Source organism: Crateriforma conspicua (assembly GCF_007752935.1).
In the GTDB taxonomy this organism is placed as follows: Bacteria; Planctomycetota; Planctomycetia; order Pirellulales; family Pirellulaceae; genus Crateriforma; species Crateriforma conspicua.
In genome coordinates, this window is sequence record NZ_CP036319.1 from 5,603,676 (window position 1) to 5,619,044 (window position 15,369).

The window sequence follows — 15,369 nt, forward strand, 5'->3', positions numbered from 1 at the left end:
TCCTTCGCCAACCAAGCGCGAAACCAATATGAACAAGACCGACCGCGACGCACGCTTTCGCCAAATTCGCGACAAAGTCGAATCCGGCCAACGTCTTTCCATGGACGATGGAATCTTTCTGTACGATCCGGAGGTTCCGCTACAAGACGTCGGCCAATTGGCCAATCTGGTCCGCGAACGAAAAAACGGCAACGTCGCCTATTACAACATCAACACGCATTTGAATCCGACCAATGTGTGCGTGTACCGCTGTCGCTTTTGTGCTTTCCGTAGCGACCTGCGTGACCCGAAGGGTTACGCGATGTCCGATGAACAGATCTTGCAACGCGGTCGCGAAGCCACCGAGAACGGCTGTACCGAAATGCACATCGTCGGCGGTTTGCACCACCAGAAACCCTACGAGTGGTACCGCGATCTGATCGCTTTGCTGAAAGACAATTTCCCCAAGATCCACCTGAAAGCTTGGACCGCGGTCGAAATCAACTGGTTCGAATTTCAAACCAAGAAGTCCAAACAATGGGTCCTGGACGACATGCGTTCGGCCGGTCTTGGCAGCATGCCTGGTGGCGGCGCGGAAATCTTTCACCCCGAAGTCCGTGACCAACTGTGCGAACACAAAGCCAACACGCATGAATGGTTACAGATCCACCAGGCCGCTCACGAACTGGGCATCCGCACCAACTGCACCATGCTTTACGGCCACGTCGAACAGGCGTACCACCGTATCGACCACCTGATGCGGTTGCGTGAACTGCAAGACATCACTGGTGGCTTCCAGGTCTTCATCCCTTTGGCGTTTCATCCGGACAACACCAAACTGGACAACTTGAAAAAGCCGTCCGCCCTGATGGATCTGCGGACCGTGGCGATCAGCCGGCTGATGCTGGACAACGTTCAACACATCAAAGCTTACTGGATCATGTTGGGTATCCCGACGGCGCAAACGGCATTGGCCTATGGTGCCGACGATATCGATGGGACCGTACGGCACGAACTGATTTACCACGACGCCGGTGCGACCACGCCCCAGTGCCTGTCGGTGGACGACATTCGCGGGCTGATCACCGAAGCCGGACGCGAACCGGTCGAACGCGACACCGTCTATCATCGCGTGCACCGCAGTGAAACCGATTTCCGCGATTGGCACAGCGGTCAACCCGTCGATGATGCCGTCGCGGTGTCGTAGACTCCGGCGGTACCCCATGGATCTTTCGACGTTCGCATCGGGCCGTCGTCGCATCACGTCGCCGACGTAATTGTCCCCATTGAAATCGCACTCTCGGTGTTCCTTTGAATCGACGTTCTGAACATGACGACGTCGACGATGGGTTGCCGATCGTCCGGCGGTTGTCCGAGCGATTCGATACCGCCAATCTCTTTTCACGCTTCAGCCGGCTGCCTGGTTGCGTTTGGTTCGACTCAGCGACCGCGTCGCTGGATCAATCTCCCGCCGACAGCCCGCTGGACCGATATTCTTTCCTGGCCGCCGCGCCGGTCGCTTGGCTGCGACTGGATCTTCAGATCGCTCCGCCAGCATCCGCAAGCGACCAGCCCGACGCCCCTGCTTCAGGTCAACCGCCGCAAGGTCATCTGGAATGGTCGCGCCTGCAACATTGGGTCGACCTGTTGCCCGCAGAGAACCTGCAACACGACGACGGCATCCGTTTGCCGCCGTTTCAAGGCGGGATCGCCACGATTATCGGCTACGAAGCCGGCGCATCGCTGGAACCCGTCGGCGTCAGCCCGCATGACGACCTGCCGACCCCCGCCCTGACCGCCGGTTTGTACGACGTCGTCATCGCAACCGACCACCACGCCAATCAAAACTGGTTATTCAGCCAAGGTTTTCTCGACGACACCGCGACTCGATCCCGTGAACAAGCCGTCCGCCGGGCGGACCAATTCCAGCGTTGGCTGGAAACCGACGACCACGACTTGGCCCAAAAGATTGCCAACGTCTCTCCGGTGCAACAAATTGTTTACGAGGCATCTGTATCAAAGTCTGCCGATCGCCCGGGTGTCGACCGATCACCGAGACGACAGCCCACCAGTGGCGCATCAGGGTCTCCTGTGTATTCCGCTTCCAAAAACGGAATCGACCTGACAAGCAATTTCGATCGTCAAGGCTTCATGACCAGCGTCGCTCAGATTGTCGATCGGATCTGCCGTGGCGATTCTTTTCAGGTCAACCTGGCCCAGCGTTTGACGACGCCCGCGGTTTGCGATAGCCCGCGTTTGTATGAAAAACTGCGACAAGCCAACCCGGCCACCTTTGCCGGTTACTTTGACGCCGGCGATTTTCAGGTCCTCAGTTCATCGCCTGAAGGCTTCCTGCAAGTCCGCGATCGTCTGGTCAGCACCCGGCCGATCAAAGGGACGCGTCCCCGTGGCCGGACATCCGATGAAGACCAAACGATCGGAAATGCGTTGCGTCATAGCGAGAAGGACCGCGCCGAAAACATCATGATCGTCGATCTGATGCGGAACGATCTGTCGCGAGTTTGCGTGGACGACTCGGTCGTGGTCGACACGCTGTGCGGTTTGGAAAAGTACCAATACGTCCAACACCTGGTGTCGGTCGTTCGCGGTCGCTTGAACCCCACGCACGGCTTGGTCGATTTGATCCGATGTTGTTTTCCCGGCGGGTCGGTGACCGGGGCGCCGAAGATCGAAGCGATGCGGACGATCGCCGAATTGGAACCCCATCGTCGCGGCCCTTACTGTGGATCGATGGGCTACATCAGTTCCCAGGTCGACGCCGATTTCAACATTTTGATTCGCACCGTCACGGCCACCGCGGGCACCTGGCAACTGCCCGTCGGCGGCGGGATGACGGCACGTAGCGATCCCGCGGCCGAGTGGGACGAAACCTGGTCCAAGGCCGAGGGCATGTTGCAAGCGTTCCGTGACCTGAACGACCAATGAGCGGAACGCTTCCGCCGTCCCCGCCCGCCAGACAGCGGAAAAGGAGCGGGGAAAATGCGGTCACAAAAACGCTCAATTCCGACCGTCAAAACGCCGATGGAACTGGTTGTCAGAGTCGATCCATTTGGTAAGATTCTGTGAAGTACACGCCCCTGTAGCTCAGTTGGTAGAGCAAGGGACTCTTAATCCCTGGGTCCAAGGTTCGAGCCCTTGCGGGGGTACTGCCCAAGCCGGAAAACACGTGAATCCCCGTGTTTTCCGGCTTTTCTTTTTTCCGGCAAGTCTCTGTACGACTCCGTACGTCCCCAAATGGTCCACTTTTTGGTCCCCTTTGAGCGCCCCGTGATACCTTACTAGCGTTTAGCCAGGGTAAAGCCGGTTTTACTAATGCAAACGAGCGATTTCAGCAAGCAATCACCGGGAAAACTGGTCCCTGTCACCATGCAGGAGTACCCCGATGGACCGCTAAAACCACCCGTGTCCACCCAAACCCTGACCTTCGTCCCTAACCCGCCGCCGCCCGATGTCGACTGGGACCAGCTGCGCCTGGAGCTTTTCAACCTGAACAGTGACACGGTGTCTGTCCTGGGCAAACTCAATGGACTGCACCAACGCGTTGGTCAAGCATCCGGGTTGCTAGTCTTCCCTCGAGTCGTGCACGGTGGAGACAGTTCCAAAACCATTCGATTGAGCGCTACATTCGATCTCAAACTGGCACCAGACGTGGCAATCAATCCCGATGGAACGCACACGGATTATGGCTTCGTCAACGGTCCCGAGTTTACTTCAAAGGCTCTGGGCCAGTGGGCGTACGACAACAAGGTGACACTCGACTTCAGTCGTCCAGGAAAACCGACGGACAACGCTTTCATCGAGTCCTTCAATGGAAGCTTCCGAACTGAATGCCTCAACGAAAACTGGTTCTTGTCCTTTGAGGACGCACGGGAGAAAATCGAAGCTTGGCGAGTTGACTACAACGAACACCCACCACACAGCGCTCTGGGCAACCTGGCCCCCAGAGATTTCGCTTCATCTGGCCAGGCTAGCCTGGCCAGTTGAAGACTCCGATTTTCTCACCAAGGTTGGTACAGGTTTTGGTAGCAGGTCATAACCAACCCGTGCTCTCGTAGCCGTGGATCAGCAAATGGGGGCATCCCAGCACGCAGGCGAAATATTCGAAACACCAGGAAGGATTCCTATCGAAACCATCGTGCAATTTGCTTGCCAATTAAACACAAACAATCTTGTTTATGTGCTTAGCAAACGATGAGAAGGCAAATCTGAATGGCAAACAGGGAACTCCTGATAGCCTCAACAGCTGACACACTCAGCTCGACTCCACTAATTGTGAAAGCTCTTCATAATATTCCGTTTCCGGGAACATTTCATAGAAGTGGTGTAACAAATTTCGGACGCGAGCCAAGCGACCGCTACGCTTGAAGTCTTCGGAAGAATACTCGCGGGACTTCCAGCGAATGCACAGAAGGTACTGATTCGTCTTCTCGACGTTTCGCTGAACCGTATGACTCACATACCCATCTGCAGAAGTAAAAATGGACATTGCCTCTGCCAGTGCAAGCTGAAAGGCCTCTTTTTGCTTCGGCCTTACTTCCAATCGTGTAATCTCCAGTACCATCTTGGTTTCCGTGTTCGAAGAATTCTTTTGGGTACAGCACATCCTCCGCCAATGTCCCCGCGAAGTGTTGTCCAGTGAGACCTTCGTTCAGCGAAACATCGCATTGCGTGCAAGCTTCAAGGCCTCCATTTCGAGGCATCTGGTCGCGCCCACAACTTGCTAGCAACCCGACTCTGCCTCGTGACTTGGCTAACTCGAGTTGCAGGACCAACTGTATTTGTGATGACCAGGGTATCACGCGATTAGGAAATTAGCTGGGACGTGCGCATGAATTTCTGAACAGAATCCGTGTTATCAGGACCCCACTGAACACGCTTCAAGCCGACGCCGTCACAATCACTTTCTTTTTGATTTCTCCTATAAAACGATCAGGACACCTCCCCCCAAAAGGAGTCGGTGAACACAGCAAGCCTGCGTGGCTCCAACTGACGCCAACCATGAAGATCCAGAATACAAAATGCGGACATCAAGTGAAGGCAAAACAAACCTTCCAACCGCGTCTCCGGCCGTTTGCTCAAGCTGACTCCCCAGCGGTCCGGTTGCCACCTTTCACTCCAGCCAAAATCGGGTCGCATGCCCCCACGCATTGAATCGTCACGATGCTGAACGGCGAACCGCCATGTTGACACGACTAGATATGTCGGGACGCCCCATCAACAGGAACACTTCAGCCCACCCGACATGCCCCGCAGAAGCAAGCCCGCACGATCTACGCGTAACTCGCCGCCCCAACACACCGCGGAGCCGACCTGGCCCACCATTCCTTTGCGACAGTTTCTCGCCTCCTGCTTCTTTTCCCGAGCGATCTCCAGTCTCGGCAAGTGCGAAACAGCTCCCGGCCAATACCCGTGCCAGGACCTAGCCCTGCCGGTCGCAAGCAGCGCCCGCTGCTCTTGGTTAGCCAACGATACAACTGCAAGACCACCGGGCAAAGAGACCTATGAGTGTGTCAAGCTCCTAGCGTGTGACCGATGCTTCACAAACGATCGCTTCGTACCTTCGCAAAGATTCGCCACTGTTCACCGCCCTGTCCAGTGAATTATGTGACCCACGCAATTGCACCGTGAGATGCATATGAAGAAAACGCCCGATCTTCTAGTCGAGTGCGGCTCCCCGGATACTCTTGCGTCACCTGAATCGAGTCGTTCGCACTGAGCGGCCGAACCAGCTGCATCCGATATCAGCCGCGGTTGACGTCACGCAAACGACTCGTGCTCTGTGATTTTGAGGAGAAAGACCTCGGTGTCACCGGCGACGGCGAAGCCTTGCACTGACAAAAGTTGCCGTGCGGATCCGCTAGAAAACTTCAAGTATCCAATCGCATCAGGACAACATGAGTTCACTAAGTAGCGAAATGGGGCCAAAGCATGATGCCGCAATGGGGCTGCCGGACGAATCACGCGACATTGCGCCCATGCAAGTTTACGCTGTCGTTGGCGTCCTAGGACTAGTCATTGGCTGGACCTACCACCAGGAGGTCTCCAAACTGGTGGAACGATGGTGGTCGAACTCTGACTATGTCCACGGATTTCTTGTCATACCGTTTGCCGTCTATTTGGCGTGGTCAAGACGATCGATGATACCCGCCAAGGCAAAAGGAACATTTTGGGGAATCACCCTTGTTCTGGCCGCAGTGGGACTACGTTGCTTTTCAGCCTATATGTCGGATCCCATTTTGGCACCAGCCTCACTGGTCATTTGCCTATTTGGCGTCGCGATGTGCTGGGGAGGCTTGCGTTATTGCCTTTGGTTGTGGCCTTCATTTATCTTTCTGCTGTTCATGATTCCCTTACCGAACTTCATGGAAAGCTGGGGCAACCTGGTTCTTCAGCGAGTTGCCACCGTGTCGAGCACGGGCGTTCTGCAAACTTTGGGAGTCCCAGCCGCTTCATTTGGCAACGTCATTCTGTTGAGCAATGCAGAGCTTGGTGTTGAAGAGGCTTGCTCGGGCCTGCGTTCCACCGTCTTATTTTTGGCAGTCAGCGCCGGAGCAGCATTCCTATTGAAATCAGCCCCCGAACGTTTGGCCGTGTTATTAGCCGCCATACCGGCGGCCGTCATCGCCAATATTGTACGTATTGTCGCCACGGGCTTGCTTTACCAATTTGGGTCGGCGGAACTTGCCTCCGCGGTCTTTCATGACTTCTTCGGTTTCTTAATGCTTCCATTGGCTGCCGGAATGGTCTATGGCGTGGTTCTTCTTGTTCAGATGCTCTTAGTGCCTACCGAAGATGAAGGCCCATTGTTGATGGACACTTCTATCGCTACCGGCTGAAACACTGCATCACCCAAATTTTCAAGCGAGGCGGGAGCTGAATTGGGGGCAAGCTGATTTCGATCATCTACAAAGAGGCCCCCGCCTCGCCTTTGTGCCGCACCTTGCTCGCGGTGAATACCTTCCCGCGCTGCAAACCCCAAAAACACATTGACTGATTAGCGTGAGCACCGCAGTACACGAAAGAAATGGGCTGGCTTCCCAACATGGCGTTGGTGATCTATTTCCAAACATGCCGACGGTGACGAATCCGGTCCCAGCCGGACTTCAGCCGACGGATATCCTACACAGCCTTCGCCGCGTCGGATGGATGTCTGTGTTGATGTCGATTCCATTGGCCGCCGTTTTTGGGACCGCAGCCTTTCTGTCACAGTCCCCCAAGTACACGTCTTCGGCACTGCTGCAACTTTCGTCTACGGACAACAGTCTCGTGTTTGATGGAGACGGGGAAGATAGCGAGTTTGAGCTATTTCAAGGAACACAGCGAGAGCTTGTCAAGAGTCGATTGGTAATGACAGCAGCTTTGCGAGACCCAACACTTTCGGATAGCCGCGTGGTCCGTGAAGAAGAGTTTCCTGTCGAATGGATGCTTGAAAACATCAAAGTCGATACGCCCAAACAGACGGAGATCATGACGATCTCTACTTCGGAAATAGATCCTGAAGAAGCGATTGAATTGGTCAACTCGGTCGTCGACGCATTCTTGGTACAGGTCGTCAACCGAGAGCGTTCCACACGTCAAGCGCGTCTCGATAGCATCGAACGAGTGTTTGACGAAAAAGACGCTGAACTGCGGCGAAAACGACGAGACCTGAAATCCTTGGCTGAGCGATTGGGTACCAGTGATTCCGAGGTCCTGTCCATCGCCCAACAATTTTTGATGCAAGAACTCGGCGATGTGCGTTCTCAACTCATCTCCATTCAGCTGCGAAAATGGACCGCTCAAGCCACCCTGCGGTCACTTGACGCGATGGACCTGCAGACCGAACACACCACAGAGAAAGATGAAGAGGTACCGCTGGACGAAGTGCAGGCGGCATTATTGAACGATCCGATCTATGTCGAATTAATGAGAGATCGGCTTAACGCTTTTCGACTTCAATCGGAAGCGGAATCGGCGATGAAGGAAACGGGCAAAACATCAACCTTTCACGAATTGCGTGGTTTTGTAGATTCGGAACTTGAATCCCGCAAGCAACAAATCCAGGACGAACTTAAAGAACTGGCGCCTCTGCGACGAAGCCAACAGGAATTTCGGACACGGCAGGAACGGGAACAGGAGAGATCTCGTATTGCCGCTGAAGTCGAAGTTCTGGATCAACTGGAGAATCAACTCCAAACACAAGCAGATACGCTAAAGAAGGAATTTGGAAGCATTGGAAATCAGTCCGTTGACATCGAGATGATGCGACGCGAGATATCTCAGCTGGACGAGGTCCTAGGAGTTATTGCGCAGCAACGTGAGCAATTGCGAGTGGAATTGCGATCCCGGCCCAGAGTGGAGGTACTGCAGCGTGCGGAGGAAGCAGAGCCGAGCGGCAGCATGAAGCGTGTCGCCCTAGCTGGTATGGGAAGCCTGGCAGGGCTAATCATCCCGCTGGGGCTGTGCATTGGATTTGACCTGCTACAGAATCGGGTGAATTCAGCGGCCAGCCTCGGTCAGAAGACAGGAATTCGGTTGCTCAGCTCTATTCCCCTCGTGCCGATTCGAAGTATCGGCGGGAAGAATCGCCGTTCCAAACGCAGCCTTTTCTGGCAACACCGGCTTTCAGAGTCCATGAAGCGACTTGCCAGTCGTATTAACAACAGCCTTCCGTCAAACCGCGGACAAATGCTGATCGTCACCAGTGCGAACAGAAACGAGGGCAGAACGACCGTCTCAACACAATTGGCAACTGCTTTGGCCAAAAGTGGGCGTAACGTACTTCTTGTCGACGCCGACTTTCGCAAACCTGCTATACATCGCGTCTATGGTGTTCCCCAGTCACCGGGACTTTCCGAAGTGTTCCGTGGCGAAGTCGAAGCACACACCGTCGTCCACAAGACGGAACAAGACCGGCTGCAAGCCCTGACAGTCGGGGCGCCCTGCGAGACAACCCTTCAAATTCTCGCTCAAGACAAACTGTCGTCACATCTTAAAGAAATTCGAACTCTCGCGGACATCGTTGTCGTCGATGGGGGCCCCGTCCTCAGTGCCGCAGACATGGAATGCGTCAGTCCACATGTCGATGGTGTCGTCATCGTCGCTCGTCGTGACGTCTCACGCGTTGGCGACATCCAGGTGGCTATCGATCACCTCCGAATGGCGGAGACCCACGTCTGCGGCGCCGTGGTTGTAGAACCGCTTAAAAGCGATGCGAAACCCGGGAAACACGCCGACCTTGGCACGTCCCCTGGCCGTCGTCACGTAGACACATCCCGAAGAGAAGCGCCGGCATAAAGTTGTTGAAATCAGTGAACCATTCGAAAGATGCCAACATGGCATCCTTCGAATCTTCAAGTCTCAAGAGGCAATCGATGGGAATGGTAAGTCGTGCTGTGATCGTATGCTTGGTTTTGGTTTGCGGGCATTTTGTTGTGGAGTATGTCAAAGATGGATACTCGTTTGGCAAAGTGGTTCCACCCACGACCGACCTAAAGGATAGCCCGCTGACATTCGCCGGTTGGCAGGGCGAAGACCTCCCCGAGGATCCAAGACTCCGCGAAATCCTGTGTGCCAAATCTGGCATCGACCGTCTATATCGAAAACGTGATGGATCGCGGGTCCTAATTCATGGTGTCTGGACAGACGACTACCTGAAATTGCACTTTCCGCAGCAGTGCTATCGAGAATCGGGATGGGAGCAAGTGGATTCGATCGACGTGAAGCTAAATCCGAAGGACTTTGATAACTTCACCGGACGGATCATCACGTTCGCGCAGGGTGACCGCAAAATCCAAGTACTCTACTGGTTCCAGCTTGGCCCATACACTTTTCTTGACCGATTCCAGCATCGCATGTTACGCCGCCAAGTGTGCTGGGGACAAAAGGAGTGGCCGCCGCTAATGAAGTTCATGCTTGAAACACCATACGATCCGGTGCGACGTTCCGGCGAATCGCTCGTGGAGTTCGCGGAACAGTTCTATTGCCACGCAATGGAATCCGAAGAAAGCTGAATCGCTGACAATTCTGGATCGAGCAAAAAGCACCTACAGCATGGCTTCCAAATTGCAAACGATGGAAGAACCGAGAGACGTAGCGCAGCACTTTCTGGTAAGGCACCGACAGATCTTGCTGCCACTGTTGCATGTCGGAATTTTCTCTGCCACGTACCTTTCGGCGTTTCTCTTGCGTTTTGATTTCAATATCCCTTCCACCTTCGTTGTGTCCATTAAGGCGACCCTTCCGGCGGTCGTGATGATCAAGTTGATCGTGTTCGCGATTTCCGGACAACTCAGTGGCTGGTGGCGAACTCTCGCGTTTCGAGACCTATTGGGGGTTTCGCTTGCAAGTGTCTTGTCACTTGCGACCTTGGGTGCAGCGGCATATTTCTCCAACAGCATTACAGTTCCGCAAAGCGTACTCGTCCTTGATGCCTTGCTCACCCTGCTGTTCATTGGCGGTCTACGGTCCAGTATTCGCACCTTTGCTGAGTTCGTTCAGCCGGTTTTGGCTACCAACAGGTATAAACGTGCTGCATTGCTGGGCACCGACGAAGAAACGATTTTCCTGGCAAGTCAAATTCAGTCACACGGCAGACTTTCACTTAACGTCTGCGGGCTCATTTCCATCTCTCCACAAAAGAGGAACAAGCATCTTCCAAGCGGGCTCGCGATACTTGGAAACTTGCGAGAACTTCGCAACGTGATCCAAGACAGCCGTATCGAGACCCTGCTAGTTCATACGGAGATCCTTGACGGCCGTGATATGCGATGGGTAATGGATGAATGCAATGCACTCGGCACGCAGCTACAAATCGTCCCTCGCTTCGAAGATCGAATGCATGGCAAAGGAAAAATTCCGACTCGCGAGATTCGCATCGACGATCTCTTGCGTCGCGATGAAGCAAAGCTTGACCTTCAAAGTATTGCCGAGATCGTGTCAGGAAAGTGTGTCTTGGTAACCGGTGCTGGCGGCAGTATTGGATCAGAGATTTGCCGTCAATTGATTCGCTTTGAACCCAAACAGCTGATACTGCTGGGGCGCGGCGAGAATCGCATCTATCACATCGAGCAAGAGTTGCGACACCAAGTAACAGCGACAAAACTAGAACCGGTGATCGCCGACATTCGAGATGCGCACACGATACAAGCGGTCTTTGAACAATACCGACCCGACTGTGTGTTCCATGCGGCTGCCCACAAGCACGTTCCGCTCATGGAGCGAAGTATCCGCGAGGCCATTGTCAATAATGTGGTTGGCACCCGGACGGTATGCGATGCGGCGGATCGTTTTGGCGTGTCCCGCTTCGTGATGATCTCGAGCGACAAAGCGGTCCATCCCACAAGCGTCATGGGCGCGTCAAAGCGGGCTGCTGAAATGTACGTCCAGTGCATCTCACGTCGATCAAGTACGCGGTTTATGACGGTGCGATTTGGGAACGTCCTGGGATCCGCCGGGAGCGTTGTTCCGTTATTCAAAAGGCAAATTGCCGAAGGCGGTCCGATCACGGTTACTGACGCTCGAATGACTCGATTTTTCATGACGATCCCCGAGGCTTCTCAACTGGTCCTGCAGGCGTCCACACTCGGAAAAGGCGGCGACTTGTTTGTCCTCGATATGGGATCGCCCATACGCATCGTCGACCTCGCGAAAGACATGATCCGACTGTCCGGGTTGCCCGAGAACGCGATTGAAATCGTCTTCACCGGCGTGCGTCCTGGGGAAAAGATGCATGAAGAGTTGGCTGACGACGATGGGATGATTTCGCCCACAAGCCATCCCAAAATCATGTCGATCCAGCCAGTCCCGGTCGATGAAGTCGCCTTCAAAGAAGCCGTAAAGAAGATGCTTGAATACGAAGGCGATCCAAGTCTCGTTCGACAAAAACTACTTCGAATCGACGAAGTAAGATTTGCTGATTCAAAATTCGAAAAGATTCATTCGTAACGACCCACTAGAGAAAGCAACGAGCACTATCGAACCACAGATCAAAACTAATGCAGAGGAATTTCGGTCTGCCGTCGTCAATCTGGCGGAAATTTTCGGCATGATCGGCCTTGTTTGTGCTGGCCTTCCTCTGATTGATGCATTTGTCAAATCGGGCTTTCGTTATCAGTGGCTTAACGCTGATCCGAAGAAGGTCGAACTCCTGAATTCAGACCAGAACTATGCTGAAAAATATGATTCCGACGCGATTAAAGAGCAATTTCCGTACAAGACATTATGGGACGCCGACAGATATGTCGGCGATTGACAAGTTGATGAAGTCTTTGTCGTTGTTCCCACGCCGCTTTTGGATTGCCGTGATCCCGACCAAACCCAGAATGAATCCACGACGCGAGTGACCACGAAACGTCTTCTTGAGGGGCATCTGATTGTCCTGGAAAGCACAACCCTTCCGACGACCACTCGAGATGCCATGGTTCACTTTCCTGAGAAAAACACGAAGGGGTTGAACAGCGTAGAAGATTGCTTCGTCGCCTATAGTCCTGAACGGGACGATTTAGGAAATCCAGTTTATGCATCTACCAATATCCTAAAGGTTGTCGTTGGCTTCGACGCGACCAGCCGAGAACTGGCGTGTGCACTGTGAGCGCATGCCGTCGTAGGTGTCGTTCCCGTCGATTCAATCGAGATTGCAGAGGCCTTCAACATCTTCGAAAACACCTACCGGGCGGTGAACATCGGACTGGTGAATGAATTGAAGGCACTGTTCGATTCGATGGGCAGATACGTTTGGTCTGTCATCGATGCAGCCAAGACCAAGCCCCTTGGCTTTCAAACACCTTTTTTGGGGTCCATCCGGGAAGCCTGTGGGTTCGGGTGAATCTTCCGGCAAAGAGAGCACGGATGCGGGAAACTAAATTTTTGCTATAGACCCTCGGTCTCGAAGATACGTGGTTCGTCGCGCACGTCATGCTTTCCACCGAATCTAGCAAAATGATGTATTTGTCGAGCATCCCGAAAGCACTACTGGCGTGCTCCCCAAAAACTGGTCCATGAGTTATGAGAGTGTACCGGCCAATAACGGCCAAGGAGACTCTCGAGATGAAACAAGCACGAAAGCGACGTAAGCCCGAACAGATCGTCAAGGCGATCGCCGAGGGTGAAGCCATGTTGGCCGCCGGCAAGAGCCTGGCGGAGGTGTACCAGAAGCTTGGGATTGTTGAATCGACCTGGATGCGATGGAAGAAGCAGTACGGCGGCATGAAGTCCGATGAGGCTCGACGGCTTCGCGAACTCGAAATCGAGAACCAGAAGCTCAAAGAACTGCTGGCCGAAGCAGAACTCGATAAGCGAATGCTCAAGGTGATCGCTGAGGGAAACTTCTAAGCCCGACGCGTCGCCGTGAAGCAGCCTGCAAGTTGCAGAGTTGCTTCGGCGTCTTGGAGCGTCGGGCTTGCAGAACGCTCGGCCAATCGCGAAGTAGCCAACGATACCGGCCAAACACAAAAGAAGACGAACCACGTCTGGTTGCTCGAATACTGGAACTCGTCCGCGAGTTTCCTCGCTATGGCTATCGACGCATCACTCGTCTTCTGCGGCAGGAAGGCTGGCGTGTGAACTTCAAACGAATCCACCGACTCTGGAAACAACAAGGTCTCAAGGTGCCGGTCAAAAAGGCGAAAAAGCGACGATTGGGCAACTCCGAAGGCGGCGTCATTCGTCGATCGGCCGAGTACCCCAATCACGTTTGGTCGGTCGACTTCATCTTTGATCGAACCGAAGACGGTCGCTCGTTGAAGATCCTCTCTCTGATCGACGAGTTCACTCGTGAGTGCATTGCACTGGAAGTGGGTCGAAAGTTCACCGGCGACGATTTGGTGGCGCTGTTGAGCGACTTATTCGTCAGCCGCGGCATCCCGTCGTTCATCCGCAGCGACAATGGCCCGGAGTTCATCAGCAAGGCGGTCCGCTCCTTTCTGGACTTCATTGAGGTGGGGACTTCCTACATCGAACCGGGCAGTCCCTGGCAGAACGGCTACGTCGAAAGCTTCCACAGCAGGCTTCGCGATGAGTGTTTATCGTGCGAGCTGTTCAGCAGCTTGTCCGAGGCACAGTCGATCATTGAGTCATGGCGTCAAACGTACAACCATCGACGTCCGCACAGCGGCATCGGTGGAATGGCCCCAGCAGATTTTGCTTCACAGTGGGCTACTTCCGCTTCGTTCGCTGCGCTCCCTTCGCGGAAGCAGCCCACTGTGGAATCGTTTAACCAACCCGTACTCTCATAACCATGGATCAGGAAATGGGGGCATTCCACTACCTTTGAGTGCCCCGAATGCGGAAAGCCGTGTGCAGTTTATGACCGCACCGGCAGGCGTCGTTGGAGACATCTGGACACAATGCAATTTTGGACAATCCGGCACGCCCAACCTCCTCGCGTGAAATAATCCCAACACGGAGTCAAGCAACCGCGTTTACCTTGGGCAGCGAAGAACAGTCAGTTCACGATCTTGCATTTACGATTCGCGATTGATGTCCTCTTGGTAAGCCAGACTGTCAGGGGCGCACAGAGCATCCTGCGAACGAGTTGGGTCGAAACCTGGCACATCCTTGAAAAGGCGGTCGCCCGTGGCAAGGCACGTAAGACTCGAGAGCCGATGCTTCGAATCGGGATCGACGAGAAGACATTCCGCAAAGGGCAGAACTACATCACACTGATCTACGATCTCGACCGCAGCACCGTCGAGGCAATCTCCGACGGAAATGACACCGAGAGTGGCAACGCCTGCCTTTCCTCAGCTTTCTCCGCGGCAACGCGAGTCGGTAGAGACCATCGCGATGGATAGGAGTGCAGCCTTCGCCAAAAGTGCCAAGAGGAATACCCCTCCGGCCGAGACCAACATCGTTCACGATCGCTTCCATGTCATGAAGTTGGCAGGTGAAGCAGTCGACAAGATTCGTCGGGGCGAACACCGTCAATTTAGACAATAAGGTGACGCTCGCTTGACCGGTACTCGCTTTCCTTGGCTGACCAACCAGGAGAACCTGACAGAGGACCAAAAAGCACGACCTTGTCGGGTCTACAAGCAGGAACTCGAGACTGGAAAGGCGTGGGCATACAGAGAAATACTTCGGGACCTTTGGCGCAACGAAAGCGTCGAAACTGCAACGGAGATTTTCTGTCATAGGTATCGACGCGTCATCAATACGAAATTGGATCCGCTGAAAAAGGTTGCCCGAACCATCAAGAACGTTTTACCAACGTCATGAGCTACTGCATGAACGAGATCACCAACGCCGTCACCGCAGGGATCAACAGCAAGAACATGTCGATCAAACGCCTCGCTGGCGGTTACCGCAATCGTGTAATTTTCAGACCATCAATCCATCTCTACTGCGGCGGACTCGATCTCTACCCACAATAAACGCAGTTACACCTGAAAA

Annotated in this window: 12 protein-coding genes, 1 tRNA gene and 3 pseudogenes; 15 read left to right on the top strand and 1 reads right to left on the bottom strand. The window is 54.1% G+C overall.

Translation table 11 applies throughout. The features are described 5' to 3' along the window. Positions 1-28: 28 nt before the first annotated feature. From mqnE to Mal65_RS20480, 4 genes and pseudogenes are all read left to right on the top strand, one after another. A complete protein-coding gene (gene mqnE, locus Mal65_RS20465; protein WP_145301912.1) occupies positions 29-1,186 on the top strand; it encodes an aminofutalosine synthase MqnE in 1,158 nt (385 codons plus the stop codon). Positions 1,187-1,290: 104 nt separating this feature from the next. After that, a complete protein-coding gene (locus Mal65_RS20470; protein WP_196784335.1) occupies positions 1,291-2,925 on the top strand; it encodes an anthranilate synthase component I family protein in 1,635 nt (544 codons plus the stop codon). Positions 2,926-3,073: 148 nt separating this feature from the next. Next, positions 3,074-3,146, top strand: a tRNA-Lys gene (locus Mal65_RS20475). A 547-nt stretch (positions 3,147-3,693) separates the two neighbouring features. Then, a pseudogene (locus Mal65_RS20480) lies at positions 3,694-3,984 on the top strand (integrase core domain-containing protein); the annotation flags it as partial. A gap of 268 nt (positions 3,985-4,252) precedes the next feature. Here the strand turns inward: Mal65_RS20480 and Mal65_RS20485 are convergent. Further along, a complete protein-coding gene (locus Mal65_RS20485) occupies positions 4,253-4,561 on the bottom strand; it encodes an antibiotic biosynthesis monooxygenase family protein (RefSeq protein ID WP_165701417.1) in 309 nt (102 codons plus the stop codon). A gap of 1,333 nt (positions 4,562-5,894) precedes the next feature. Here Mal65_RS20485 and xrt point away from each other — a divergent pair. The 11 genes and pseudogenes from xrt to Mal65_RS27240 all read left to right on the top strand — a co-directional run bounded on the left by xrt (position 5,895) and on the right by Mal65_RS27240 (position 15,350). Further along, a complete protein-coding gene (gene xrt, locus Mal65_RS20490; protein WP_145301918.1) occupies positions 5,895-6,836 on the top strand; it encodes an exosortase/archaeosortase family protein in 942 nt (313 codons plus the stop codon). Between the two features lie 322 nt (positions 6,837-7,158). Then, the gene (locus Mal65_RS20495; RefSeq protein WP_165701418.1) at positions 7,159-9,276 is read left to right on the top strand and encodes a GumC family protein; all 2,118 of its coding nucleotides are present in this window, start codon (positions 7,159-7,161) and stop codon (positions 9,274-9,276) included. An 83-nt stretch (positions 9,277-9,359) separates the two neighbouring features. Further along, positions 9,360-9,992: an exosortase-associated EpsI family protein gene (locus Mal65_RS20500; protein ID WP_165701419.1), complete on the top strand. Its 633-nt coding sequence runs from the start codon at positions 9,360-9,362 to the stop codon at positions 9,990-9,992. A gap of 40 nt (positions 9,993-10,032) precedes the next feature. Further along, positions 10,033-11,925, top strand: a complete 1,893-nt coding sequence (locus Mal65_RS20505; RefSeq protein ID WP_145301926.1) for a polysaccharide biosynthesis protein — start codon at positions 10,033-10,035, stop codon at positions 11,923-11,925. Beyond that, positions 11,891-12,232: a hypothetical protein gene (locus Mal65_RS20510; protein WP_145301929.1), complete on the top strand. Its 342-nt coding sequence runs from the start codon at positions 11,891-11,893 to the stop codon at positions 12,230-12,232. Before Mal65_RS20505 ends, Mal65_RS20510 begins: the two co-directional genes overlap by 35 nt. 18 nt (positions 12,233-12,250) lie before the next feature. Then, positions 12,251-12,571 (top strand): annotated as a pseudogene (locus Mal65_RS20515) (nucleotide sugar dehydrogenase); the annotation flags it as partial. Between the two features lie 42 nt (positions 12,572-12,613). Beyond that, positions 12,614-12,805, top strand: coding sequence for a hypothetical protein (locus Mal65_RS27565; RefSeq protein WP_390621982.1), 192 nt, complete (start codon positions 12,614-12,616; stop codon positions 12,803-12,805). A gap of 221 nt (positions 12,806-13,026) precedes the next feature. Next, positions 13,027-14,213 (top strand): IS3 family transposase gene (locus Mal65_RS20525; protein ID WP_145301935.1). Its coding sequence is split into 2 segments (ribosomal slippage): positions 13,027-13,297 and positions 13,297-14,213, totalling 1,188 coding nucleotides; the frame shifts between segments, so codons are not numbered across the junction. 6 nt (positions 14,214-14,219) lie between these two features. After that, the gene (locus Mal65_RS27570) at positions 14,220-14,372 is read left to right on the top strand and encodes a transposase family protein (protein WP_145305084.1); all 153 of its coding nucleotides are present in this window, start codon (positions 14,220-14,222) and stop codon (positions 14,370-14,372) included. 63 nt (positions 14,373-14,435) lie between these two features. Next, a complete protein-coding gene (locus tag Mal65_RS26675; protein WP_165700971.1) occupies positions 14,436-14,771 on the top strand; it encodes a transposase in 336 nt (111 codons plus the stop codon). Continuing rightward, a pseudogene (locus Mal65_RS27240) lies at positions 14,764-15,350 on the top strand (ISL3 family transposase). The gene Mal65_RS26675 and the pseudogene Mal65_RS27240 overlap by 8 nt, the downstream one beginning before the upstream one ends. Positions 15,351-15,369: the final 19 nt, after the last annotated feature.

What these genes read in the sequence shown, in the direction of transcription:
- Mal65_RS20505 (WP_145301926.1), top strand. Translation starts at nt 10,033, where the DNA reads ATGGCTTCCAAATTGCAAACGATGGAAGAACCGAGAGACGTAGCGCAG.
- xrt (WP_145301918.1), top strand. Translation starts at nt 5,895, where the DNA reads ATGAGTTCACTAAGTAGCGAAATGGGGCCAAAGCATGATGCCGCAATG.
- Mal65_RS20485 (WP_165701417.1), bottom strand. Translation starts at nt 4,561, where the DNA reads ATGGTACTGGAGATTACACGATTGGAAGTAAGGCCGAAGCAAAAAGAG.
- mqnE (WP_145301912.1), top strand. Translation starts at nt 29, where the DNA reads ATGAACAAGACCGACCGCGACGCACGCTTTCGCCAAATTCGCGACAAA.
- Mal65_RS20500 (WP_165701419.1), top strand. Translation starts at nt 9,360, where the DNA reads ATGGTAAGTCGTGCTGTGATCGTATGCTTGGTTTTGGTTTGCGGGCAT.
- Mal65_RS20495 (WP_165701418.1), top strand. Translation starts at nt 7,159, where the DNA reads ATGTCGATTCCATTGGCCGCCGTTTTTGGGACCGCAGCCTTTCTGTCA.